Annotated in this window: 21 protein-coding genes; 16 read left to right on the top strand and 5 right to left on the bottom strand. The window is 40.3% G+C overall.

Going from position 1 to position 26,227, the window contains the following annotated elements; translation table 11 throughout:
* The first annotated feature begins 47 nt into the window (after window positions 1-47).
* The 3 genes from R4Z09_RS25910 (at window position 48) to R4Z09_RS25900 (ending at window position 4,264) form a co-directional block, all read left to right on the top strand.
* Window positions 48-596 carry a transposase gene (locus tag R4Z09_RS25910; RefSeq protein ID WP_338449570.1) on the top strand — a complete coding sequence of 183 codons (549 nt, stop codon included), beginning with the start codon at window positions 48-50 and terminating at the stop codon, window positions 594-596.
* A gap of 225 nt (window positions 597-821) precedes the next feature.
* Entirely contained in the window at window positions 822-2,777 is a 1,956-nt protein-coding gene (locus R4Z09_RS25905) for an S-layer homology domain-containing protein (RefSeq protein WP_338449569.1), read from the top strand.
* Window positions 2,778-3,040: 263 nt separating this feature from the next.
* Window positions 3,041-4,264 (top strand): S-layer homology domain-containing protein, encoded by a 1,224-nt coding sequence (locus R4Z09_RS25900; RefSeq protein WP_338449568.1) that lies wholly within the window; start codon window positions 3,041-3,043, stop codon window positions 4,262-4,264.
* 122 nt (window positions 4,265-4,386) lie between these two features.
* Here the strand turns inward: R4Z09_RS25900 and R4Z09_RS25895 are convergent, their stop codons facing one another.
* The 3 genes from R4Z09_RS25895 to csaB form a co-directional block, all read right to left on the bottom strand.
* Entirely contained in the window at window positions 4,387-5,898 is a 1,512-nt protein-coding gene (locus R4Z09_RS25895; protein ID WP_338449567.1) for an oligosaccharide flippase family protein, read from the bottom strand.
* A 198-nt stretch (window positions 5,899-6,096) separates the two neighbouring features.
* Window positions 6,097-7,266, bottom strand: a complete 1,170-nt coding sequence (locus R4Z09_RS25890; protein WP_338449566.1) for a glycosyltransferase family 4 protein — start codon at window positions 7,264-7,266, stop codon at window positions 6,097-6,099.
* Between the two features lie 210 nt (window positions 7,267-7,476).
* The gene (gene csaB, locus R4Z09_RS25885) at window positions 7,477-8,583 is read right to left on the bottom strand and encodes a polysaccharide pyruvyl transferase CsaB (RefSeq protein ID WP_338449565.1); all 1,107 of its coding nucleotides are present in this window, start codon (window positions 8,581-8,583) and stop codon (window positions 7,477-7,479) included.
* A gap of 531 nt (window positions 8,584-9,114) precedes the next feature.
* Between csaB and R4Z09_RS25880 the strand changes: the two genes are divergently transcribed.
* The 3 genes from R4Z09_RS25880 to pssE are packed head-to-tail and all read left to right on the top strand — an operon-like array spanning window position 9,115 to window position 11,192.
* Complete coding sequence (locus tag R4Z09_RS25880; protein ID WP_338449564.1) at window positions 9,115-10,224, top strand: glycosyltransferase; 1,110 nt, start codon at window positions 9,115-9,117, stop codon at window positions 10,222-10,224.
* Window positions 10,225-10,230: 6 nt separating this feature from the next.
* Window positions 10,231-10,716, top strand: a complete 486-nt coding sequence (gene pssD / locus R4Z09_RS25875) for a PssD/Cps14F family polysaccharide biosynthesis glycosyltransferase (RefSeq protein ID WP_338449563.1) — start codon at window positions 10,231-10,233, stop codon at window positions 10,714-10,716.
* Complete coding sequence (gene pssE, locus R4Z09_RS25870; protein ID WP_338449562.1) at window positions 10,713-11,192, top strand: PssE/Cps14G family polysaccharide biosynthesis glycosyltransferase; 480 nt, start codon at window positions 10,713-10,715, stop codon at window positions 11,190-11,192. The genes pssD and pssE overlap by 4 nt, the downstream gene beginning before the upstream one ends.
* A 71-nt stretch (window positions 11,193-11,263) precedes the next feature.
* Here the strand turns inward: pssE and R4Z09_RS25865 are convergent, their stop codons facing one another.
* Window positions 11,264-12,271 carry an LCP family protein gene (locus R4Z09_RS25865; RefSeq protein ID WP_338449561.1) on the bottom strand — a complete coding sequence of 336 codons (1,008 nt, stop codon included), beginning with the start codon at window positions 12,269-12,271 and terminating at the stop codon, window positions 11,264-11,266.
* A 448-nt stretch (window positions 12,272-12,719) separates the two neighbouring features.
* Between R4Z09_RS25865 and R4Z09_RS25860 the strand changes: the two genes are divergently transcribed.
* The 4 genes from R4Z09_RS25860 to R4Z09_RS25845 all read left to right on the top strand — a co-directional run bounded on the left by R4Z09_RS25860 (window position 12,720) and on the right by R4Z09_RS25845 (window position 17,795).
* A complete protein-coding gene (locus tag R4Z09_RS25860; protein WP_338449560.1) occupies window positions 12,720-14,033 on the top strand; it encodes a hypothetical protein in 1,314 nt (437 codons plus the stop codon).
* 275 nt (window positions 14,034-14,308) lie between these two features.
* Window positions 14,309-14,560, top strand: a complete 252-nt coding sequence (locus tag R4Z09_RS25855) for a hypothetical protein (protein WP_338449559.1) — start codon at window positions 14,309-14,311, stop codon at window positions 14,558-14,560.
* A gap of 315 nt (window positions 14,561-14,875) precedes the next feature.
* On the top strand, window positions 14,876-15,625 hold the full coding sequence (locus R4Z09_RS25850; RefSeq protein WP_338449558.1) for a C40 family peptidase: 750 nt from the start codon (window positions 14,876-14,878) through the stop codon (window positions 15,623-15,625).
* 250 nt (window positions 15,626-15,875) lie between these two features.
* A complete protein-coding gene (locus tag R4Z09_RS25845; RefSeq protein ID WP_338449557.1) occupies window positions 15,876-17,795 on the top strand; it encodes a glucosaminidase domain-containing protein in 1,920 nt (639 codons plus the stop codon).
* Window positions 17,796-17,949: 154 nt separating this feature from the next.
* On the opposite strand, the gene R4Z09_RS31195 is transcribed toward R4Z09_RS25845, so the two are convergent.
* Window positions 17,950-18,027 carry a hypothetical protein gene (locus R4Z09_RS31195; RefSeq protein ID WP_422392319.1) on the bottom strand — a complete coding sequence of 26 codons (78 nt, stop codon included), beginning with the start codon at window positions 18,025-18,027 and terminating at the stop codon, window positions 17,950-17,952.
* Between R4Z09_RS31195 and R4Z09_RS25840 the strand changes: the two genes are divergently transcribed.
* The 6 genes from R4Z09_RS25840 (at window position 17,992) to R4Z09_RS25815 (ending at window position 25,849) form a co-directional block, all read left to right on the top strand.
* A complete protein-coding gene (locus R4Z09_RS25840) occupies window positions 17,992-19,872 on the top strand; it encodes a phosphotransferase (protein WP_338449556.1) in 1,881 nt (626 codons plus the stop codon). The genes R4Z09_RS31195 and R4Z09_RS25840 overlap by 36 nt on opposite strands.
* A complete protein-coding gene (locus R4Z09_RS25835) occupies window positions 19,859-20,839 on the top strand; it encodes a DMT family transporter (protein WP_338449555.1) in 981 nt (326 codons plus the stop codon). The genes R4Z09_RS25840 and R4Z09_RS25835 overlap by 14 nt, the downstream gene beginning before the upstream one ends.
* Window positions 20,836-21,525, top strand: coding sequence for a sugar phosphate nucleotidyltransferase (locus R4Z09_RS25830; protein ID WP_338449554.1), 690 nt, complete (start codon window positions 20,836-20,838; stop codon window positions 21,523-21,525). Before R4Z09_RS25835 ends, R4Z09_RS25830 begins: the two co-directional genes overlap by 4 nt.
* A 400-nt stretch (window positions 21,526-21,925) precedes the next feature.
* Window positions 21,926-22,993 carry an N-acetylmuramoyl-L-alanine amidase gene (locus tag R4Z09_RS25825; RefSeq protein ID WP_338449553.1) on the top strand — a complete coding sequence of 356 codons (1,068 nt, stop codon included), beginning with the start codon at window positions 21,926-21,928 and terminating at the stop codon, window positions 22,991-22,993.
* A gap of 496 nt (window positions 22,994-23,489) precedes the next feature.
* Window positions 23,490-24,554 (top strand): acyltransferase family protein, encoded by a 1,065-nt coding sequence (locus R4Z09_RS25820; RefSeq protein ID WP_338449552.1) that lies wholly within the window; start codon window positions 23,490-23,492, stop codon window positions 24,552-24,554.
* Window positions 24,555-24,658: 104 nt separating this feature from the next.
* The gene (locus R4Z09_RS25815) at window positions 24,659-25,849 is read left to right on the top strand and encodes a hypothetical protein (protein ID WP_338449551.1); all 1,191 of its coding nucleotides are present in this window, start codon (window positions 24,659-24,661) and stop codon (window positions 25,847-25,849) included.
* Window positions 25,850-26,227 lie beyond the last annotated feature (378 nt).

Below are 26,227 nucleotides of genomic sequence, written 5' to 3'. Positions count from 1 at the left end.
TTATGGACGTGTATAAATGTAATTCCATTATTCGGAGGTGTGTTTTTGTGTCAAGAAAACCAAGAATTTATTTTCCCGGGGCAATTTATCATATTACGGACCGAGGCAATCGTTGTGCCGCATTATTTTATGATGACAGGGATAGAAAAAAATATTTAGGCATTGTTGAAGAAGCCCATTCCCAATATCCGTTTCATCTCCACTCTTATTGCCTGATGTCAAACCACATTCATCTTCTATTAGAAACCATCAACCATCATCCCCAACAAATTATGAGTATGATTAACACCCAATATGCCATTTATTTTAATAGACGCTACGAGTTTATTGGTCATGTTTTTCAGGGCCGCTATAAAGCTAGTCTCATAGATTCTCTTCAATATTTCTTAGAAGTGAGTAAGTATATTCACTTGAATCCTGTCGAATCTGGTTTAGCTCTCTCGCCAGAAAGCTATCCTTGGAGCAGCTACAATGCATATATCTCCTCTAATCATCCAAACCCACTCGTTACTACTGAAAAAGTCCTCTTCTATTTTCCAGAACCAAAAATAGAAAACTATCGATTATTTGTGGAGGAAACGAAAGCTGAGCGTTAGAGGGCGATCGCTATGTTGTTGTAGTGCAGTAAAGCGTTGGGGGACAGGCCCCCGGTAGTGTGCCGTATTAACGCACCGGGGGCCTGACCCCCGGCAGTTTACAGTGTTAAAGCACTCAACATTCATTCATAAACTTGTCTCTATTCTTGCAGGTTCCTTAATACTAGTTATTTATATGTTAGAATGATAGAAGGGCTTGTCAGGTTCATAGAATAGGAGGGAGTTATGAAAAAGAAACTTGTCGGAGGATTACTTTGTTTTCTTTTAGCGACTAGTAGTTTGTTTAATTTAAATCAGCAGTCGACTGCTTACGCTGCTGATGATGTTACAGGTATTACATTGGAGAAAGAAATGCGGGCGATGATCGATCGGGGTGTAATGAATGGGTATGATGATGGATCGTACCAGCCATTTACAAATGTAAGCAGGGGACAATTCGCTGCCCTGATCTCTCGTGCCTTGCAACTACCGGAGGGACCGGCAAAATTTCCGGACGTTCCGAGCAGTTCGAAACTAGCTTCCGGAATTAACAGCGCAAGCGCAGCTGGGATTGTCAATGGTTATACAGATGGGACCTTTAAAATGAGTGATTTTATCACCCGAGACCAAATGGCCAAAATGATTGATAATGCGCTAGTCTATTTAAATGTTGCTAGAAAAGAAGCTCCATTAAGCTTCAAAGATGCCAGTGATATTAGCGGCACGTTCAAGCAGGCCGTTGCCCGTGCGGTTTACGATGAAATTGTCAAAGGGATTCCGCTTGAAAACGGAGTGTATAATTTTGCCCCGAAAAAAACAGCCACACGTGCGGAAGCAGCTGCTTTTATTTACCGCATGCTTCGAACCGCATACCCTGAATACAATGTCGCAACGATTGATGCCAATCAAAATCTAGTTCCAGGGCCGGTCATCTACTCGAGTTTTGCTGAGGCAAATAACGCGGTAACAAGCCCTGACCAGGTCGTTACACGTAATGATGAAGTTGTTAAAATGGCTGCGGGGATGGTTATTTCGAGTCCAGCGTTTGGTAGTCAAATCACAAACATCTACAAGGATCAAAATTTCAGCAATGCGATTACTTATGTAAATGCTAATCAAGAGTTGGAATATCTGCAATCAACAGATGAGTATGTAAAAATAAACATTGCCGGAACAACTGCATATGTGAAGCATCGGGAAGTAAGCTTAATTCCTAAGCAGCAAAGCAAAGGCAGAAGCTATTACGAGGTCGATCAAGCCGGAAATTTAAATCACTACGTATACAACCCTGCAGGCCATTCTTATGAATCGTATATCAGCGGGAAAGCACCATCCTTTTTAACGGCTGGAAATCATTATTACAGCTGGGATGGCGGTGTATTTTACGACGCGAATGGAACAGAGGTAGGGGCAGCCTATCAATATTTCAACTATCTGCCAGCTCGAACCGTAACAAACTATACGGCAGAGGAGCTTGACAGTTATATCAATAATCGTTTGGCAGAAGTTGAAGCTTCCTATAATAGCAATCCAGTAAAATATAAGGATTACAAGGATGCTACTAAGATTAGTAAAATTATAGGTCTTGGCTCGTATATAAAAGAAGCTGAATCGAAATACAAAATAAATGGGTTGTTAATCCTGTCCATCGCTATGCATGAAAGCAAATATGGCATGAGTGCCTATGCTCAGGAGCGAAACAATTTGTTTGGCTTAAATGCAGTAGACAGCAATCCGGATGAAGCAGACTTTTTTGACAACGTGAATGCTTCTATAGATGCGTTAGCAACTGCATATTTAAATAAAAATTACATTAATCCATTAGGTAGCTACGCAAATGGCGCAGTGCTGGGAAATAAATCTCAAGGCTTTAATGTAAAATATGCCTCCGATCCATACTGGGGCCAAAAAATCGCCGGTCACATGTACCGTGTCGATAAATTCCTTGGCGGAAAAGATTTCGGACGGTACAAAATTGGTGAAACCATCAGCAACGGTCTAAATGTCCGTAGTACACCTGATGACAAAGATGATTCAAATATTCAATTCACCTACAAACAATTCGGCATGCCGGTCGCCATCCTAGAATCAACCACACAACCAACCGGTTCTATCTGGTACAAAATTGTATCCGACCACATCGACTACAACGAAGCATATATCTACTCACTGCATGTAAAAGACATGCCAATTGCACAATAAACAGTTATACAAAAGAAAAATAAAACTACAAGTAAAAGGGGGACTATCCTTCAACGCTCTAAAGCGCTGAGGGTCAGTCCCCCGTTTGTTTACAGCGTTAAAGCACCCACAAAACCTTTTATTATCTATCAATCATGTCTATTATTTTTATTTTTCGATAAAAATATATAGTTTACGACGAAAGTAGACAAAAAAGATGGGGAAATTTATGGTAGAATGGTAGTGATATTTTACTAATGTTTGTAGAAGTTGGGAGGACAGTAATGAAAAGGAAGAAGGTTGGTTTGCTTGGCTGTTTGCTGGCGACAAGCAGTTTATTTTATTTTACCGAAATATCAGCTTCGGCAAGTGATGACATAACGGGGATAACCTTAGAAACAGAAATGCGTTCGGTAGTGGACCGCGGCATAATGCAGGGCTATGGAGAGGGAAATTATAAACCTTTCACAGAGGTTACGAGAGGCCAATTTGCTGCTCTTTTAGCGCGTGCACTTAAGCTGCCTGAAGGAACTCCAAAGTTTTCAGATGTACCGCAAACCTCAGAGCTTGCTGATGAAATTTACAGTGCAAGTTCAGCAGGGATTGTAAAAGGGTACGATAACAGTAATTTCGGGATAAATGATAAGATTACGCGTGATCAAATGGCTCAAATGATAGACAATGCATTAGAGTATTTGGATGTAAAAAGAACAGAGGCACCGCTTGATTTTTCAGATGAATCAAAAATTGGTCAAACATTTAAGCGCGCTGTTGCACGAACAGTTTATGATGAAATTGTTAGAGGTTATAAAACTGAGAGTGGTACATATGAATTTAAACCAAAAAAGACAGCTACACGCGCAGAAGCGGCTGCTTTTATATCACGTATGATACATACACATGAGGATTTTATAGCACAAGGGCTGGATAATCAGCCGGTTCCTCCAGCAGAAGAACCACCAGTAGTAGAGCCCGCTCCTGAGCCGGAGCCGGAGCTGCCTCCAGTTGATCCACATGAGGGTCATTTAGGCATCATGGGAACTTCAGAGGTATCTGCAGCGAAAATGGCTGCTTTTGTAAAAGCAAAGAATCCGAACGCCCAGGACATAGACGAAATTGCTGCAGCCTTTATTGATGTAGGTAAAATATACGGTGTCCGCGGTGACGTAGCGTTCGCTCAGTCTATTCTTGAAACAGGATGGTTTAAGTTTGAAGGTTCAGCGGTAACTCCAGACCAGCATAATTATGGCGGCCTTGGTGTCACAAGTAATGGTGTGAAGGGAAATGAGTTTACGACAGTAAGAGAGGGCGTTACGGCTCAAATCCAGCATCTGATGGCATATGCGTCGACAAATGATATTCCACAAGGTGAGAAACTCGTTGACCAGCGTTTCAAATGGGTAAAACGAGGAAAAGCGCCGCACTGGGAAGACCTAAGCATGACATGGGCGATGAATCCAAATTACGGGACTCACATTCTATCTATATATGAGCAAATGAAAAAATAGATAACTATTAAAAAAGGGGACAAGCCTATGGTTTGCCCCTTTTTTACATTAAAGCGCTGGGGGACTGTCCCCCAGCGCTTTAAATCCCTACTCCTTTAATATACTAAAGCAGTCTTTCTTAATTATCTCTTCCGTACTGTACGAAGCAGTTGTTGGAAGGCTTCGCGATAAAAGACATATAGTCCCACCGCATAAAACCCCACTCCTAGCGGGATAAGGATTGCCAGCTGTATGATCGAATGCCAATCCGCAATTGGTGTAAACTCATTCAATATCACTAAAGGCACTGCCATAACAGCAGTCGGAATGATTACTTTTATAATTAACGAGGCTAGTCTCCGTGCTTCTCCGCGTTCAAAGTCTCGATAAACAACAATGGTGGACACGGCTAGAAAATACACCGACACGACAGAACTCGTTAAAGCCAATCCTGCATATCCAAATGGCTTGACAAATATCCAATTCAATAAGACGTTCAAAAGGATGGTGGTCACGCTGATTCGAAACACTGTAGAGGTTTTGCCCTTTGCATACATCGATTTCGAGACGATATATTGCAGCCCTTGTGTGACAATCATTGGCAAATAGTAAAGCATGGCCAAATAGGTGTTATGGGTGTCTGCTTTTGTAAAAGCTCCGCCTTCATACACAAAAGATATAGCAGCTTGGCCAACCAGTCCCAGCCCGACCGCGATAGGCATTAACGTGACAAGCGAAACCTGCATGCCCATGAAGAAGGTATCCTGAAACTTTTTTTGCTGTTCAACCTGTTCGGATAATAAGGTAAAAATAATCGCAGCAATCGTGGTTCCATAAATGGCATGCGGAACACTGACTAAAAGTGATGCATTGTTTAAATAAGTGACAGCTCCTTCGATTGTGCCAGAAGCAAACATTTTATTAACGAACATGTTGATTTGGCCGACAACTGAATTTAGCAGGGAAGGAATCAATAATACGATAAAAGAAGAGCGGAAATCCTTTTCCACTTTTAAAGTAGGACTCCATCGGAATTCACTTTTTTGCAAATAAAACAGCTGAAGAGCAGTTCCCATTAGTGTACCGACGATAAATCCGTAAGCTAAACTGTTAATTCCCCATTGATCGGAAAAAAGCAGGGCAAACACGGCACCCATTAAAGTTGCAAGCAGCTTTGAAATCTGTGATGGGACAAATACTCTTCTTGCCTGTAAATAGGAGTCTAAAATGCCGTTCAAGGCAATCGCTGTTAAAAATAAAAAGAAGAATTGCGTGATCTCAACTGCAATTTTCTCTGTATTCGGCGTCATCGCTCCGTAAATAAACGGAACAAAGTCAGGAACGAAAAAGTACCCCACAATCGTCAAGACAAAAAAGATCAAGACGGTGGCGTTCATAATCCCATTCGCATTTTTCTCCGTCTCCGCTTCGTGTTCCTTCCGATTCTTCACATACAACGGTAGGAATACGTTATTAAAGCCTCCGGAAATCATCGCGATTACTAACGTTATAAAAGAAAAGGCAAGCAAGTAACCATCCGTATACTCATTCGCCCCAAACTGCCTGGCAATAATACTCTCACGCAAAAACCCCGAAAGCTTCAAAACCAGTGCAAGCAACGTAATCCAAATAGCCGTCCTCTTCAATCCTGACATAAAATTCATTCACTTTCTGTTTAATTAACGCACTGGGGAAAAACCCCTAGTGCGTCACCACATTAAAGCGCCGGGGGTCTGTCCCCCGACACAGCACCACATTAAAGCGCTGGGGGACTGTCCCCCAACACGTCACCACATTAAAGCATCGGGGGAAAGACACCCCGCGCTGTACTGCGCTAAAACCGTCGTTCTTTCTTATTTCAATGCTTCGATATAAACTTCTTCATACTTTTCTGCAGCAGCAATGTGGGAGTATTGTTGTTCGATTTTTAGTCTGGCTTTTTTGGCCATTTCGGCGCCTTCATCCGGGTGATCGAGCAACTTAATGATGGCGTCTGACATTTGCTCCACGTTTTGTTCCTCGATTAGCAGGCCGTCGACTCCAGGATTAACGATTTCCTTTAAGCCCCCGACAGCACAGGCGATCAACGGAGTGCCTGAACCCATCGCTTCAAGCGCGGAGATGGATGTCGCTTCTTCAACCCCGGCAGAATGGATGCTCGGCACAATGACGACGTCAGCCAGTGCAAAATAGTCCTTCACTTTTTCATGCGGAACATCCCCAAGTAATGTTACCTTTTCCTCGAGTCCATGTTCCTCAACAATTTTTTTGATTTCCGGCATTTGATTGCCATTCCCGGCATAAATTAAGCGCGTATTTGGGTATTTCTCTAAAACAGCGGGAAGCGCTAGTGCAGGGTAGATCACCCCGTTTTTCTTCACTAATCTTCGCGGTACAAACAATACATGCTCGTCAACAGATACATCGTATTGAACGCGTAGTTCATTTTTTCTATTTTTATCAGGCTTAAAACTATGGATGTCAATGAAATTCCGAATCGCTAGTCCCTCGACACCTGATACATTCTTCACATAGTCTCTTAGCCGCTGGTCGACGGTAACAATTTTTCTCGTACTGGTGTATGCCTTAATCTCGGTTTCTTGAAATTTCTTCGCTTCAGGACTTCCTTCGATCATCGACCCTTTACTAATCGATTCAAACGTCGCATAGCCGTGGACGGTTGATACGACAGGAAGGCCGGCTTCAACTGCCGCCAGCGTGGAAAAAGGATCCTGCGCATTAACAATATCATAGTTCTTATGTTTATTTTTCATAATTAACGATTTCAAACAGTTTTGCCGAACACGATGGGTCCACAAAATCCCCTGGCCCTTTTTAATTTTATTGATTACAAAACTCGGGCCTTGTGCGTAAAGCTTCCTGACAACCGGCTGGATATTGGAAAAGGAAAGAACATCTACTTCATGTCCTCTAGCTTCTAAACCAGCTTTCAAGGTTGTTACATGGGTCGATAAACCGCCGATATGTGGATATTCATACGCTGTGGCCATCAAAATTTTCATGCCTTTGTTACCTCCGTTTTATAGCTGAAACATGCAGGGGTTCTTTTTTTATAAAAAATTGAACAAATATCTAACCACTTTTTTTATAAAAAAATCGAACGATAAGTCCAACTAATTTTTTAAAATAAATCGAACCACAGGTCCAGTCATCTTTTTATAAAAGAACCAACAGCATGTCCAACAAATTCACCCGTCATTCCCCTAAATCAATTACAGAAACCTATCTTTCAGCAGTTCAACATTTCGCAACGCTTCCTGTTTCAATTCTAAAGCATTCCGGCTGACAATCTCACTATACTGCTGCCGTTCGTTCAACAAATGCAGTGCGTTCTCTGTGAGCTCTTCAACGTCCATTTCTTCGAGGATGGCTGAAAACTCCCACATTCCGTTTCGTTTTAATAGACTTTCAACCTTTTTATCATAACTTAAACCAATATGCGGCACGCCTTTTATGGTTGAAAAAATTAATGCATGGAGCCGCATGCCGATTGTCAGTTGGCATTCACCGATAAAATTCACATATTGGTTTGGTGAAAAATCAGTGCCTAAGATATGACAGTGTTTGCTGTATTTCATATGTGCCAATACCTTTTCACTGGCTTGCGCGTCATGATGGCCTTCCATTGGAACAAATACAGGTGTAACCCCGCGTTCTTCGATAAGCGAATCAAGTATCTTCGCGATTTGTTCAAATTGCTTTACCTGATCAAACCAAGGGCGCACAGATACCGCAACAAGCGAATCACGGTTTTGCGGCGGGAGGCTGTCCATACAGGCAGTATCCTTTCTAGGCTGAAAAGCGAACACAATATCGGAAGTCACGACAACCTCAGGGCGGCGGACACCAAGTTCTTTTAATAAATCCTTCGAATATTGATCACGGACCGTGACAAAATCAGCCATATTGGCAAATACCTTCATGAGAATTTTTCCCCAGGTTGAGTTAACCGGTCCGATACCCTGCGAGAAAAACATCACTTTTGTCCCGCATAGCTTTGCCAGAAAGACAATCAATAAATAATAAGGAAGGGGACCGAAAAGAAAACGCGTCGGATAGGTATCCTGCAGCAAACCGCCGCCGCCGCTGATCAACAGATCCGCTCTCTTCAAGGCTTGGACCTTTTCCTTCAGCTGCTGTTTCCAGCCTCTGTAGACGCTCTTAACCTGGTGTTCTTTTGCGGTTTTTTCCGGTGATAAGGAAAATACCGTGATATCAGGGTTTTGGAGCTGGTCGCGCAGGTTATAAATAATCGCCTCCAAAATCGCCTCGTCTCCTGTATTGCCAAGTCCATAAAATCCAGAAATAACAAACTTCAATAAAATTCCCTACCTTCCAATAAACAAGACCATGCTTCTTCATCTACAAACATAAAATAAATCCTATGAATTCAATATAGATGAACTGTACATGCTGAAACCTCTAAATACGTTAAAAAGAAACATCTCTTAAATAATAAGAAATAAAGGTATAATCCGCAACCTAAAAAAGACCTTAGATGAGGAAGGAAGCGGAGAGGGGGAGTCTCAGCCCGAGTAAAGTATTAAACCGCCGGGGGTCAGTCCCCCACCCAAGTAAAGCGTTAAATCGCCGGGGGCCTGTCCCCCACCCGGGTAAAGCGTTAAACCAATGGGGGCCTGTCCCCCATTCAGGTAAAGTGCTAAATCCAACTTTCGGACTTATTTCCAACTTATATTAATAAACTAACGATAATTGATTTTCTTCTTTCGTAAAAGTTGTTATAATGACTTTATGTGAAAAATTCGTGAATATAATTTACGAATTGACAGAAAACGACTTTTAATAGAAGGACTAGAGAGGATAAGAGGGTTATTAAGGGTGAAAATGTAATGAAACAGAAGAAAGTTCTCGTCATAACCAATATGTATCCTACTAGTAAATATAAAAGTTTCGGTATTTTTGTAAAGAATCAGGTCGATGCTTTACAGAAGAGGGGTTTGTGGATTGATGTACTAGCTGTCACGAATCCGAACAGCGGGAAAGTTAACGTCATGAAAAAGTATTCCGTATGGCTGCTGCAAACGGTGTCCAATCTTCTAACAAAGGGGAAAAGCTATGATGTGGTACATGCCCATTATGTTTTTCCGAGCGGACTTTTAGGACTTCTTTTTAAAAAATTATTCAAATCCCGTTTGATTGTCACAGCCCATGGCGGGGATATTGATAAAATGGCGAAAAAAAGCAAGAGGCTGCATGATCTGACCAAAACCATTTTACATCATGCCGATCATGTGATTGCAGTCGGCCAGGACCTTTACAGCGAAATAACCACTCATTTTCAGGTGGACCCGCAGAAGGTTTCCATTATTAATATGGGGGTTAACCGGCAAGTGTTTAAGCCGCAGGAAAAGGCGGCAGCCAGGGAAGTATGCGGAATGGCACCGGACCAAAAAGCGGTCCTTTTTGTCGGCAATCTTCTTAAACAAAAAGGTCTGATGGAACTTGTCGAAAGCATCAGCCTTATCAATAAGAATGCGCCGGATCAGCCAGTTCATCTTTTCATCATCGGCGCGGAAAAAGACCCTAGTTTCAAACAGAAACTAGATGCCAAAATAGCTGAACGCAGGCTGCAAACTCTTATCCACTTCCAAGGAACAAAAAGTCAATCAGAAATAGCGACTTGGATGAACGCAGCGGACTGTCTTGTCTTACCTTCCCATATCGAAGGTTTTGGCCTCGTGGCACTTGAAGCCATGGCATGCGGTACACCGGTAATTGGCACGAATGTCGGCGGCCTGAAAAACTTACTTTCTGACGGGGCAGGGGTCACGATTCCTGTGAAAAACCCCGAAGAATTGGCAAAAGCTATCTTACATGTATTATCATCAGAGGAAATACGGACAAACTTTATAAAAAATGGATTTAAAAAAGCAGAGGAAAACGACCAGGAACGAATGCTTAATCAGGTAATGGAAGTCTATTTTCCTACTGGAGGGTAGGATCTAATGAAAGACCAAACGAAAAAAAGAAAAAAAGTATTATTCATCTCATCATTAGGCGGGCACTTAACGCAGTTGCTGCAGTTAAAGCCCCTTTTTGACGAGTATGATTATCATATTATTACGGAGAAATCGATCATCACTGAGGATTTGAGCAAGCAATACCGTATGTCCTTTTTAGTATATGGAGCGAGAAATTACTTATTTCGGTATTTCTTTAAATTCAGCTATAACATTTTTAAATCACTTTATTATTTCTTGCGGGAAAAACCGGATGTGATTGTTACAACAGGTGCCCATACGGCCGTACCGATGTGCTATATTGCGAAAATTTTTGGCAAAAAAGTGGTATTTATTGAGAGCTTTGCCAAAACATCGACCCCTACGATGTCCGGGAAGCTTGTCTATCCGATTGCTGATTTATTCATCGTCCAGTGGAAGGAAATGAAGAAACACTATCCTAAGGCAGTACATGGAGGGTCAATCTATTGATATTTGTAGTGTTAGGGACATTCGAGCTTCCTTTTGACCGGCTGCTGAAGGAAGTTGATAAGCAAATTTCGGCAGGAAATATAAAGGAAGAAGTTCTTGTTCAGGCAGGTCATACGAAATACCGCTCAAATCAGATGAAATTCATAGATTTTACAACGTACGAACATATGGCGGAGCTTTACCGTGAAGCGAGTTTTATTATTACTCATGGTGGAACGGGTTCGATCACGATGGGGATGAAGATGGGGAAAAAGATTATCGCTGTGCCTCGTCTTGTCAAATATGGCGAGCATAATGATAATCACCAGATTGAGATTGTCAAGCAGTTCTGCCAAACCGGGCATATTCTTTCTTGGGATGACGCGACGGACATGAGTGAGGTACTCAAGGAAATTCAAACCTTCAAGCCTGCTCCATTCAAAAGCGGAAACAAAGAAATTCTCAATATTCTCCGCAACTTTATTGACAGTGTTTAACGCGTTAAACAACTGGGGGCCTGTCCCCCATCGCTTTAAAGCGATGGGGGACAGGCCCCCTTTTTTAACTATTAACCATTCACATCATCATTAGCCTTGCTTGCTCGTAATTCTTCTGTTGGTAACCCTAAATGTTTACGAAGCGTATCTGACAGCTCTTGTCGTGTTTCGTCTTCTACTTTGAAATAATAAACTCCATTAAGGGTTTCGTTTTCGCCTTCTACTTGCATTTTTTCAATATTGTCAGCAGCTGCTCTATATGATTTTTGCATGCCGATGATTTCTTGCAGCGTTAAGTTTGTTTTGATGTTATCAGATAAGGCTTCCAACACTTTATCGTAGTTTGTTAACGTTGAGATGGATGCCCCTTGTTTGATTACTTTTGAAATAACTTCACGTTGTCTTTCTTGGCGTCCAAAGTCACCATTAGGATCCTGTTTTCTCATTCTCGCATATTGCAGTGCTTCTTCACCGTCAAGATGCTGCTGGCCTTCTTTTAAAGTCACTCCATCCAATTCAAACTCGTATTTATTGTTAACATCAATTCCGCCTACTGCGTCAACAATATCCTCGAATCCCTGCATGTTAACCTGTACATAATAATCCAGCGGGATATTTAAAAAGTTCTCAATCGTATCAATTGTCATTTCAATTCCGCCGTATGCATAGGCATGATTCATTTTGTTCACGGTGTTATTTTCAGAATCACTCTTATCCACTAATTCAGCACGTGTATCACGCGGAATACTTAAGATTTTTGTTGAGTTTAATTCTGGATTAACTGTCAATACTAACATTGAGTCCGTTCTTCCGGCATCATCTTCTCTTTCGTCAACACCAACTAACAAAATGGAAACGGGATCTTTATCAGCAAATTCAACAACTTCTTCCCGTTTATCTGATTTCTCACGGTCAAGAGAGGTTGTCATTTTATCAACTGCACTTGCGACATCACCATAAATGTTATAAGCGAATAATCCGGCAAGTATAAATAAAGCAAAAAAGGTCATCAGAACAACGCGTTTCCATCTCAGCTTTCTCTTCTTTTTCCTTTTCCTACTGATTGTTCTTGTCTCCATAAAAGTTCCCCTCTATATAAATTTGTCTAGTATTGTCAAAGGTCGGTCATAAAGAAATTATAAGCTTCATAGATAAAAGCTTCAACTAGTAATTAAAAACCGATTATATATATTTTTCCAGACATATGCTATAATTCTAAGTTGAATGTTCGAGATTATCATACAAAGAGCTGTATTCTCATTCATTTGCGATACAATGGAAGCTGGCTTGGAAGTGTAAAAACAATGAAGAGGATCGGGCAGAGGCATCTATGAGAATGAAAGAGAAGTGGAAGCCTGTATATGATATTAGACCCAAAACATTATACCACACGATCGTCTTTCAGTATTTTGAATTTAAAAAATGTCATAATAAGTTCAGTAAATTGATAATATTTTCCATTATAAAACAAATTATTCTAATGATAAATCAATTACTTTCGACAAAATTTGGGAGTGGACTACTTTCATGAATACATTTGAAAAAATATTGCTAACGGTGTTTTTTGTTGAGCTCTTTGTTGGCGGCGGAGGAAGGCTGATTGATTTCGGTTTTCTATCGATTCGCCAAGTCTTATTTATAGGATTAATGTTAACGTTTCTCTATCGGATTATAAGTCAAAAGGAAGTCCGAAATTTGGAAGTAAACACGTTTTTCCGCTTGAACCCTGCCACGGTTGGCATCTATCTGTTGATCGGATGGTTTGGGATTAGTTCAGTCATCGGCTATCTCAACGGGAATGCCCTTTCAGAAATTGTCACTGACTTTTTGCGGGTATCCTTTTTTGCCGCCTATTTCCCGCTTGCCTATTATATTTCGGAAAAAAGATTCACAAAGCAAAGAATCATCACCATTCTCAAATATAGTGCATTTGCCGTTGCACTATTTACCGTCATGATTGCTTTATTAGGAAAAACAGTGTTTAGCGGCAATTTCCAGCCTTATAAATTGTTCCTATTATCCTTAATGGGAGATGATTTATTATTCAGGCCAAGCTACAGTGTGTTTTACAAAAGTCACTTTTACGTGTTTGTAGGCCTCGTTGTATCATTAAATGCTGTTTTGACGAAAAAATTCTCAAAGGTCGATATTCTCAATCTGATTTTATGTCCAATCTCGATCTTTTGGTCGGAAACAAGGGGCTTCTTATTTGCGTTAATGGTCAGCGTGCTGATGATTATGATCATTGATATCATCATGATGGCTACCCCGATTAAGAGCCTATCCGGTAAAATAAAAGCAGTTTTTCAAAACGGACAGCTCGTCAAGAAATCGATTATTCTATTGATTATTACGGTGGCGGTGCCATTTTTATACCAATACATGACGCTTGAACGCTTTGAAAAAAGCAGTGCGGCAGCGGGCAGCACGGATGAAATCAATGACACCAGTGCGAGTGTCAGGGTCGACTATCTGCTGTATTCGAAGGATCTGCTCCTTGATCATCCTGAATATCTCGTCTGGGGAAAGGGCTATGGAACGGAGATTGCCGGCCGGGTAACCGGAATTGAAACAAGCTTTCTCGATATTTTGGTCGAGCAGGGCGGTATTGGCTTAGCCATCTGGTTATTTCTCTTCCTTCTTGTTTATACCAATTATTATGGTAGTTTTAAGCGTGGGATGGCCTTACAAACCGCTGATGTTTCGCTGTTAGGTATTTTTATGGGCGTCCTGCTTTTAACCAATATCAATCCTTTTATCAATAATCCCATTGGAATTGTCTTTTTCCTAGTTGTGCTCGTTTTTTCGCAACGTGCGAAGGAAAACGCTGTACAATCGTAAATCAAAAGGGTGTCTGGTCACTTAGTTCCAGATGCCCTTTTTTTCGTAAAAATTAACGTTATTGTCATAGTTTCTTCATATTTATAAAGTAAAGTGAAAGACATAGAATGAAGTTGTTTCTAGTATTATAGGTAGAAACGTGCAGAACAGCGTCGAAGACATTACGTTTATGTTAAAAAACGCAAAAGGGACTTCGAATTAGCGCTATAACAGTATAGAATTAGGTTAATAATTTTAAGAATTTTCAAAACTCGATAAGGGAAGGTGGAGGGAAAATGAATCTAAATGGAGTAGGGAATATCTCTGAGAAAATAGATTTTTTTATGTCGCTGATTCAACAGGACATGGAACATTACGAAAAGCAGTCTGATAAAATTAAGGAATGGGTTTTATCTTCTAAACCTTCACTGAGTGAAACGGAAGCTGAGCTGCTGGAAGAATTATGTGAGGAATATTTAACAAAATCATTTTTGCAGTATGAAGCCATGAAAGAATTCCAGAAGACCTTATTTTCTAATGGTTATTAATAAATATAAAAGTAAGGCCCTGCGAAAGGGTCTATTTTTATGTTCAATTTCTTTATTAAAATAGTAATTAACTTTTCTACAAAACGAATGTAGCTTTGTCCAATTTGTGACACCAATTTTTCAGGAGGAAAAATGTAACAATCTAAATAAATGTCGAGATATCAAGGTTTTCGCGTACTTTTCGAGTCGAAAAAGGTCGCATTTGAAATATTTTTGTAACATAAGTTAAACTAAACTGTAACCTCACGCCAACATTTATTATGAGATACTAGTTTCCAATGATAGAAAATATTAGTAAATGTTCGGAGGCAAAACATGAAGAAAATATTAATCAGCGGGTTACTTTCATGTTCGCTACTCTTCAGTGCAAACATTGGTGGAAATAATACAGCAGAAGCAGCAACAGGTCAAACTGTTTCAGATATAGCAGATGATTACATAGGTGTTCCATATCGCTGGGGCGGCACAACGCCAAGCGGATTTGATTGCTCAGGATTTGTCGGATATGCATATAAGCAAGCAGGCTATACATTACCTAGAACAACTTCAGAAATGTATAATGTTGGAGATTCAGTTTCTAAAAGTGAATTAAAAGATGGAGATCTAGTATTCTTCCAAACATATAAAGCGGGTCCATCCCACGCAGGAATTTACATAGGCGACAATCAATTTGTACACGCTTCTAGCTCAAAGGGAGTTAGAATCGATTCATTATCAAACTCATATTGGAGCAGTACATACTATGGCGCGAAACGAGTGCTTAATAATGAGCCAGGCTGGTCACAGTCCAATGGGAATTGGTACTACTATGATCAAAACGGTAACAAGTTAACAAGTTGGGTTCAGGATCACGGAGCTTGGTATTTCTTCGATCAAAATGGCGTCATGCAAACAGGCTGGCTTGATTGGAATAATGCAAAATACTTCCTTACTTCAAGCGGTGCTATGTTAACTGGCTGGCAGTATCTTGATGGCCAGTGGTACTATTTCTACGCAGATGGTGCAATGGCAAAAGATACAGTGATTGAAGGCTACACAATCGCAAGCAATGGTGTTATGCAATAATGATAGAGGAAGAGCTGGTTATTAAGTGCCGGCTCTTTTTTGGTTGTTTAAGAGATAGAGAGAGAATTCATGAATTATACATATTTTTTTTTAAAAAAAGAATGCAGAACCTGCAGGATGCTGCATCCCTGCTTGCACAGCGTTATGCGCGGCGACAGGAAAATACTTTCCTCAGGCATTCTGCACGGATTTACTAGTTACCTATTAAAAGAAGTTTTTCTTTTTTCTATATTAATAGGAGATGACAAACATGAAAGGGGAGAAATGGGTGAAGAAAAAATTCATAATTGTGCTGGTACTGCTTAGTTTTCTATGCCTTTCTCAGCCTGCCCTTGCTTCGGGAACAACAGGATGGAAGTTTGAGAGTAACCACTGGTACTATCAAAAGGATGATGCTGTTGTCAAAAACAGCTGGCTCCATGATGGACAAGCCTGGTATTACTTAGGCGGTGACGGTGTCATGCAAACCGGCTGGCTTTTGGATAGAGGGACATGGTATTATCTGAATCCAAGTGGTGCTATGCAAACCGGCTGGCTGCTTGACGGTGGTAAATGGTATTACTTACAAAGCAGCGGTGCGATGCAAACCGGTTGGCTATTGGATAGAGGGACATGGTATTACTTGAATTCAAGCGGCGCTATGCAAACAGGCTGGCTTGAGTTAAATCAGCAAAAATATTATTTAACAGCAAGTGGTGCAATGGTAACGGGGCAAGTGTTGATTGACGGCGTAACCTACACCTTTTCAAACTCAGGTGAATTAATTGAATCTACGGGTTCAACAGGATCTGCCGGTTCAACGGGCTGGCGTGATGTGGATGGAAAGCGTCAATACATTAATGCAGACGGCTCCTTCCCAGTAGGTTGGTTTTTAGAGAATGGTCAATGGTATTATTTTGATCAATCCGGCATTGCTCAAACCGGGTGGCTTTATGATGCAAATCAATGGTATTACTTACAGGCTGACGGCAAGATGGCCAGAGGCTGGTTAGAGCTTGGAGGCAAATGGTATTTATTAAACGGCTCAGGCGTAATGCAGACGGGTTGGGTCAGTGAAAGCGGCCAATGGTTCTATTTCCATGAAGACGGCGCTATGCAGACGGGCTGGCTTGAGGATGACGGGAAATGGTATTATTTTACCAAAGATGGATACATGCTGACTGGTATACATACGATTAACGGCGTTGTTTATGAATTCAACATTAACGGCGTGTTAAATAAAGGTTCCGTTACAACGAGTACAACATATAATCTTACGCTTCAACAGATGATTGACAAACAAATGTCTGTTCTGCCGAAAACGGATAAATATCGTAACGACAAAGCATATGTGCATTCATCCTACATACAGCTTGATCCGTTAAACCCATTAGACGGCACGGCTACTGTCACAGGCACCGTGACAACTACACCGTTAAATGTACGTGAAGGCAATAGTGATGCTTACCGCATTGTCGGAACGTTGAATGCCGGGGATAAGGTTGAAATTCTGTCCGTTGCCGGTGATTGGTATGAAATTAAATTTAGTGCTTGGCGTTATGCGAAAACAGAGGATGTTGCTTATTATGTAAATCCTGCTAATTTTTCCACTGATTCGGCTGAGTATTATCAATTTCTATTACTCTCGAAGAATACCGGTGCTTCAGCAGATGAATTAAATAGGAAGATTCTTGCCGGCAAAGGGATTCTCGCGGGCAAAGGTCAGGCCTTTGTCGAAGCAAGCTTAACCAATCAGATTAATGAGCTTTACTTGATCTCACACGCGCTGCTGGAAACAGGCAATGGGACGTCTGAACTTGCGACAGGGATACTTGTAGATTCTGTAGACGGCGTACCGGTTGAGCCAAAGGTTGTTTACAATATGTTTGGTATTCAGGCAAGAGATGTGGATCCAATCCGACTTGGTGCAGAGTATGCTTACCAAAACGGCTGGTTTACACCGGAGGCGGCCATCATCGGCGGTGCCAAATTTATCGGCGAAAAATACATCCATAATCCAACCTATCAACAGGATACTCTATATGAGATGAGATGGAATCCGAACAAGCCTGGTACCCACCAATATGCAACAGACATCGGCTGGGCAGCCAAGCAAGTGACGAATTTGAAAAAACTGTATGATTCAATAAGCTGGTATACATTGAATTTTGATGTGCCGGTTTTTAAATAAAGCTGGAGAGGTTGATCGTTTTGCGGTCAGCCTCTTTTTTTTTTGCTGGAAAAAATGAATCCCTTTTTCACACCAAGAAAAAGGGATTTGTTTTTATTTTGTAAATATTAAGAAAGTAAAATTTTGTTTACAGAATGGTAAAAAGAATGTAAAATCAACATGCGTTCAAAAATTGAATATATATTTGGAGGCTAGTATGGAACACTTGCTGCGCATCATGGAAGTTATCAATAAAAATAACAACGTCAGCCAAAAGAAAATAGCAGAAACAACAGGGCTGTCTATCGGTAAAGTAAACTATTTAATCAATGATTTAATTTTAAGAGGCTTCGTTTTTAGTGAGAAAACAGGCAGGTATATAAGCTATTACATAACAGAGGATGGAATTGAATTTTTGAAAAACGGATATGAGTCTTTTAAAGAAAAAAAGATTAATATTCATCAGCAATCCTTTAAAGACATTAATACAGTCGTGATTCTGGCGGCAGGGAAAAGAAAGGATTTTAATCATCCGGCAGGCCTGCTTACAGTTGAGGGTCAGCCCTTATTAAGAAGGAACCTGGAACTGCTCCAGAAGAATGGTATTTCCAAGTTTATAATTGTGACAGGATTTCAAAAGGAAACTCTTCTAGGGGAGCTCGCAGATTTCCCGGATATTGAATTCGTCGAAAATCCGAAGTATAAGTGGACGGGATCGATGGCATCGCTCGCATGTGTGGAAGAGAAGATTACGGACGACTTTTTACTGTTTGAAGAGGATATTTTAATTGAAGAAAGTGCGATTCATCAGTTGATTATGTATCCGCAGCGGGACTGTATGCTGATTGCGAGTGAAACCGGCTCCGGTGATGAGGCTTTCGTCGAAATCAAGGACGGTTATTTACACAAAATTTCAAAGGACATCCACCAATTTAACCGTGTGGACGGGGAAATGGTTGGAATGACGAAGCTTTCCTTTGAGGTTTTTTCTGAAATGGTAAAAGAATTCAAGGAAAACAATCAAAATCCATATATGAACTATGAATATATGCTTTTAGATGTTGCGAGACATTATCATATCGGGTTCTTGAAAATTCATAACCTTGTTTGGGCTGAGATGGATACAAAACAGCAGCATGAACAGGTCATGAAGAATGTCTATCCTATTTTAAAACGAAAAGAAGCAGAATATCGGGAAAATCAAATCAAGCTTCATTTGGTTGATGCGATGGAGGTTTCCATTGAAGATATTCAAAAAGTTGAACCGTTCGGCGGGATGACAAATAAAAATTACAAGGTCACAATCAAGGACGACGAATATGTTCTCCGTCTGCCTGGCAATGGCACAGAAAAAATGATTAATCGTTATGAGGAAAAAGTGAATTCAACGCTTGCAAGCAGCTTAGGCATTGATACAGAATTGATCTACTTTAATGAAGAAACTGGTGTGAAAATTTCTAAGTTGATTCCAAATGCTGAAACATTGAATCCGACTACTGCAAAACGTGAGGATCATATGCGCTTAACGACATCGGTATTGAAGAAGCTGCATCAATCAGGTGCGGAGATGGAAAATCAATTCGATGTTTTCGAGAAAATGGTTGAATACGAGCAGCTATTACAGGAAGTAAACGGAAAAATGTATGAGCCGTACGAAGAAGTAAAGGCTCAAGTGATCGCGTTAAAGCGTGAATATGAAATGATGGATATTCAGCTGACACCGTGCCATAACGATCTGGTGGCTGAGAATTTTGTGAAAAGCGGCGACGACAAGATCTATTTAATTGACTGGGAATACGGTGGTATGAATGACCCAACCTTTGACTTGGCTGCGCATGCTCTGGAATGTGATTTTTCCGAAGAAGACGAGGAATTATTCTTACGCCTTTATTTAGATTCAGAAGAGATTCCTGTGGACATTCAAAAACGGATGCTGATGAACAAGATTTTCCAGGACTTTCTCTGGAGCATCTGGACTTGTATCAAAGAAGCAAAAGGCGATGATTTCGGGACATATGGAATCGACCGCTTTAATCGGGCAAGAATGAATTTAAAGAATCCATTATTAAGGGAGCATTTAAAGTATGTTAAAGAATAAAGGTGTATATTTCGGACTTCTCTCAGGTTTGACCTGGGCCATCGACACAATTCTAATTGGAATTGTATTATCATCTGCTTTATTTTTATCAAGTGAACAAGTCATCTTTTTAGCTCCTTTAGTCAGTACGTTTTTACATGATCTTTTATCCTCGTTATGGATGATGGTATTTATGGCGTTCCGTGGTGAGCTGAAGACTACTTTTTCAAAAATAAAAACAAGAAGCGGAAGATGGGTTATTTTTGGATCGCTCCTCGGCGGACCAATCGGTATGACCTGCTATGTACTAGCCGTTAAGTATATCGGGGCTTCCTATACAGCTTCTTTTTCAGCAATCTACCCGGCAGTGGGAGCGTTTATGGCATTCTTAATTTTAAAGGATAAATTAACGTTAAAGAACTGGATTGGCTTGTTTATCAGTATCTTATTTATTTTCCTATTAGGCTATTCAAGCGGAGAAATGACATCAGACAACTATATTATTGGGTTCTTATTTGTACTTGGTGCTATTTTCGGCTGGGGCATGGAATGTGTTATTTTGGCCTATGGAATGAAGGATGACGAGATTTCACCTGAACAAGCATTACAAGTGAGACAATTAGTATCAGCTGTTACATATGGTGTTCTTATCCTGCCTTTCATGAAGGCATATCCATTGGTTGGTACGGCGATCATGAGTAAAGAAATTTTCTTTATTGCGATTATTGCCTTAGCAGGAACGGCTTCCTACTTATTCTATTACGGTGCGATTTACAAAATTGGTCCAACTCGTGCGATGGCTTTAAATATTTCGTATTCCGCATGGGCGATCATTTTAAGCGCAGTGTTCCTTGGAGCTCCTCTTACATTGAAAATGTTCGTGTTCAGTATTATGATATTAGTGGGTTCTGTTCTGACAGTAGCTGGACCTGATGAATTTTCATTAAAAAAACTATTATCACGTAATGTAGGAGAAGCAATTAAATGAGAGCTATTTTATTAGCAGCAGGAATGGGCACTAGATTAAGACCTTTAACACTGACCACACCTAAATCGCTTGTTCCGGTAAACGGCAAGCCGATGCTTGAAATTCAAATTGAGTATTTGCAGGAAATCGGTGTCGAAGAGATTATTGTTGTGACTGGATATTTACGGGAAAAATTTGATTATCTGAAGGAAAAATACGGCGTGACGTTAGTTCATAATGACAAGTATGATGTGTATAACAATATCTATACGATGTACCTTGTAAAGGATTACCTGCCGGGGGCCTATGTGATTGATGCCGATAATTATTTAACGAGAAACTTTTTGTTGCCTAATCCGGAGAAATCGATGTACTTCAGTGCCGTGAAAAAGGATTTCAAAGACGAATGGGTCATTAGATACGATGAAAATTTAAAGATTTATGACCTCGTAGTTTGCAGCGACGTTGAAGATTATATCCTTTGCGGGATTTCCTTTTGGTCAAAAGAAGACGGGGAATACATCGTTAAGAAATTGGAAGAAGTGATTGCGGACGGAGACTTTGCGGATCTCTACTGGGACAACATTGTTAAAGACAACATCGGCAGCTTGAATGTCTACTTGGAGAAGATTAACTCAGACGACAGCTATGAAATTGATTCGATTGAAGATTATAACCGTGTGCAGGAGTTAGTAAAGCAATTGTAATGGGATAGATGAATAATGAAGGAAAACATCTGAAGTTTTGGACTTCAGGTGTTTTTTTTCTGTTGCAGTGGTGGTTGGGTCAAAGGGCGGAATATGCGAACGGATAACTCCTGTAAAATTAACCCAATAAATTCCAATTCAAAAGGAGAATTTGCCGAAATTCGTATATTTTTGCAACAATTCCCATCAAATCTCTTCACAACCCCAAACCAACCGTTTATGATTAAATACGTACTAGGACAGTGCTGGCACCAACAGGGACAGCACCTTCACTGAGGTAACGCATTAACCCACCGGGGGTCAGGCCCCCGGTGGTGTAACGCGTTAAAGCGGCGGGGGTCTGTCCCCCAGTGCGTTAGAGCGCTAAAACTAGTTTACTACATACATAGAAGGGATCGGAATGTTGAAGAAGAGAATTGTTTTAGTGATGTTGTTTGTTTTTTTGTTAGGTTTTGTGGTACCTTCTCATCTGGCACAGGCGAGTGAATCGGGCTGGAAGATGGAAAATGGAAACTGGTATTACTATAACGATAACCAAAAAGCGACAGGCTGGCTGTATGAAGGGGACGAGTGGTATTACTTAGATTCAACAGGGAAAATGTTAACCGGCTGGTATCTTGTTGGCGGTAAATGGTACTATTCAGATTGGAATGGAAGGATGTTAACCGGCTGGGTGAATGATAGAGGTACCTGGTATTACTTGAATTTTAATGGTGACATGCAGACGGGCTGGCTGCTGTATGGGAATGAGTGGTATTACTTAGACGCATCCGGCAAAATGTTGACTGGCTGGTATTTACTAAATGGTAAGTGGTACTTTTCTGATGAGAACGGGGTGATGCAAACCCGTTGGATTAAGGATAATGGCAAAGAATATTATCTCGATAAAAACGGCGTATGGAATCCCAATCCTTCCTATCTTGAAGGAAGAATTATTGTAATTGATCCAGGTCATGGAGGACATGACAGCGGCGCAACAGCAGCAGGGGTTTTTGAAAAAACAATCAATCTGAATGTAGGTTTAAAATTAAGAGATTACTTGACTAAGTACAATGCAACTGTTTATATGACAAGAAGTACTGATGAGTTTATCTCACTGACAGACCGGGTTGCATTTTCGAATAAAATTCAACCGGATGCATACATAAGTATTCATGTAAACTCGGCAGGCAGTGCAGCGATCGGAATTGAAACCTATCATAATTCTGCAAAAGGGGTATTACCTGAAGAAAGTAAAGAGCTGGCAACAGCGATTCAAAGCGAGCTTCTGAAAGCTACGGGAGCAAATGACAGAAAGGTGAAGGATGCAAACTTCGCCGTCACAAGAGGGAATTATACTCCAGCGGTACTCGTTGAAATGGGCTTTATCACAAATGATGCCGAACGGGCAAACTTGACAAACAGCAGCTATCAGGAAAAAATTGCAAAGGGAATTTATAACGGATTAAGTGTGTTTTTTGATCAATAATATTTAATATCTTATAAGATGGACCAGTCTATGATTGGTTCCTTTCGATTATGATTATTGGTACGATACTTACTACTGGTATTATTGAACTATCGGCCCCTTCAAGCAATTGGAGGGGTTTTTTTCATGTTTTTAAGTAAAAAAAGCAGTATTTCGCCGTTTAATTGGAAATTAAATAAATTTCAAAATGCATCAAAAGAAATTACCTAAACCAACGGGAATAGTCCCACGCCACATTAAAGCATTACCGCACCGGGGGACAGTCCCCCGTCATATTAAAGCGGTACCGCAGTGGGGGACTGTCCCTCACTGCTTTACCTTCCAACAGTATTACCGTGCTAATGTATATTTTTTTGTAATTTATTGAATAAAAAGATTATATAATTGGTAGCAAAATTTGATTGTTTGTTTGGTTTGAGCGGAATATAATATGGTTGCTCTAAGGCTTTAGGGTGATGTCAAACGGTTTATGAATTATGTGATGGAAGGGTAAATAATGAATAATAGAATTCAATGGATAGATTCGAGTAAGGGGATTGGCATTTTATTAGTAATTTTAGGACATACCATGATCCAAGGGGAACTGAGAGGGCAAATTTATGCTTTTCATATGCCGTTGTTCTTTTTTATATCAGGGTTTCTATTTTCCAATAGGAAATATCCTGATTTAAAAGGCTTCATATTTGCAAAAGCCAAATCCTTGTTAATTCCTTATGTAAGCTTTTCAATCATTTCTATTTTATTAATGAAAATTTTCCAACTTGGAACCATCGATATCCCGAACTTGATCAAGACGTTTTTATTATCAGAAAGAAATGGAATTTATTTCGATCAGCCGCTTTGGTTTTTAACGTCACTTTTTACAATCGAAGTTATTTTTTACCTGTTGGTAAAATATGTGAAAAAACAATCCTGGATTATGCTGCTGACTACAGGCATGTCACTATTTTCCGTTTCAGTATTGGATGCTTTCGCTGGAACCTCAATTCTGCCATGGAGCTTTGATCAATCACTCTATTTTATTTTTTACTTTGCGATAGGGTCTACGCTGAGAAACGCAAGCGTTTTGAACGGAAACTTAAAGAAGTCTCCATTCTTACTGGCTTCATCTATCCTATATCTTTTTTTCCTTTTCAATGATGCAATCTATGCGAAGATCTTTCAAATGATTACCGGAGAAACTTGGCATGTATATGATTATATCTTTTTATATTTAAATAATATTATTTGGGCAGCTCTTGCAATCTTTTTTGTCATTTATTTATCGCAGTTCCTTTCTATAGCTGTCCTAGGCTTTATGGGGAAAAACTCATTAATCCTATTAGCCCTGCATGTAAGTTTAGGCTTTAACTTTATTAACCATTTTGGTGCAGTACAGCTTCAATCGATAATTTCGAACCCTAATTTATTAGGGCTATTATATACAATTCTAACGAGTATTCTATTAACACCAGTCATATTTATGATCAATAAATATTTCCCAATCGTGCTAGGGAAAAAATCCAAATCGCATCAGAAGAACCGTCCTTTACCACCGGTTAAACATAAAAAAATTGTTTAACAAAACAATTAATCTATTTTTCGATAAACTTTGACCCTTTTATTTGAACTTTTCTACTATATTGGTAAAATATTAAAGTAGTACAAAATAAGGGGGTCTATAGTATGAAAAAGGTCTCGTTTGCCTTGCTGTTTACGACTCTTCTCATGATTCCTACGGTCTCTTTTGCACAGGAGAACGGAAATGCATCTGAAGAATTAGACAGTACAAATGTAGTAGAAGAACAGATTTTACAAGATCAAGCAGTTAATCAAGAAGAAGCAGCTGACATGGCACAGCCAGACCCTGCACCTGCAGCCGAAACTCCACAACAAACAGCTGAAGAAACACAAACAACAGAAACGCAGTCTGCCCAACCTGAAACTGCTCCAGCGGCAACACCTCAGACAGACGCAGAACAAACAACAGCTGTACAAGCAGATGCAGCACAACAAGAACAAGCACAAGATGAAGCTGTACAAACAGCAGCCGTACATAACGATGTTACCGCAGCAGGCTGGGTGGCAAGCTACGGAGACTGGTACTATTACGATGAAACTGGCTATCAACTATATGATCAGTGGGTTCAAAGCGGCAGTAATTGGTACTATCTTGATTACAGTGGTGCCATGGTTGCTAACCAAACCTATGAAATTAACGGTCAAGTTTATTTCTTTAATCATCTAGGTGTCATGCAGTCGAATGGCTGGGTATCAGATGGATCCAATTGGTACTATGCCAATGCCGATGGAACCCTAAAGCATGGCTGGCTTCCGTATAACGGAAAATGGTACTATTTCGGAATGTATGACGAATATTATGATGACTATACGTACGCAATGGCGACAGGTTATCAATATATTGACGGCTATGATTACTTCTTTGACAGCAATGGGATTATGGCAACAAAGGGCTGGGTAACCGACGGCTATAACTGGTACTATGCACAAGCAAACGGGACGTTATACCTTGGCTGGTTATCGAGCGGCGGTAAATGGTATTATTTAAATTATTCTGACGGTTCAATGGATACAGGCTGGTCAAGCATTAATGGTAAGAATTACTTCTTTGATAACAGCGGAGTGATGAAAACAAATGGCTGGAACACAGACGGATATGACTGGTATTATGCAACAGGCAGCGGTGCACTGCATACCGGCTGGCTGCAGCTCGGCGGTAAATGGTACTATTTTAACGAATATGGAGACATGTTGACCGGTATCTACCGTATCGGATTTGATTACCATTATTTTGACAGCAATGGTGTATTGCAGGATACAATCGAGGATTATTATTACTATTACTACTATTATTAAGGATGTAACCCCTTCATCGAGTGGTGGAGGGGTTTTCTTATGCATAATTTCACTCCATTTCGCTCATTGCTAAAATGAGGGGAAGGGAAAAATCATCATTCATTAATAGCCATAAAAAGAGGATTCATACTGAATCGCCAGTTACAGAAGGGGCGGCCTTGATGCAACCTATGCAATATAGATTGACAAAAAGTGCTCGGGAATATGTACAAAATATATCTAATTGATGCTATAATTGAAAGCTGAAGTATCATTAGAATAATTTGTCGATTAACATAGATTTGTGCTAGAAAGAGTTGTTCTACACGAAAAAGATAATGCAATCGGCAATGGGCATGAGCCGATAGGCAGGCTTATGAAGATTTCTTGGTCTAGTGC

Source organism: Niallia oryzisoli (genome assembly GCF_036670025.1).
Taxonomy (GTDB): Bacteria; Bacillota; Bacilli; order Bacillales; family Cytobacillaceae; genus Bacillus_BD; species Bacillus_BD oryzisoli.
The sequence above is the reverse complement of the archived record's forward strand: the minus strand, read 5'-3'. Positions and strand labels throughout refer to the sequence as shown.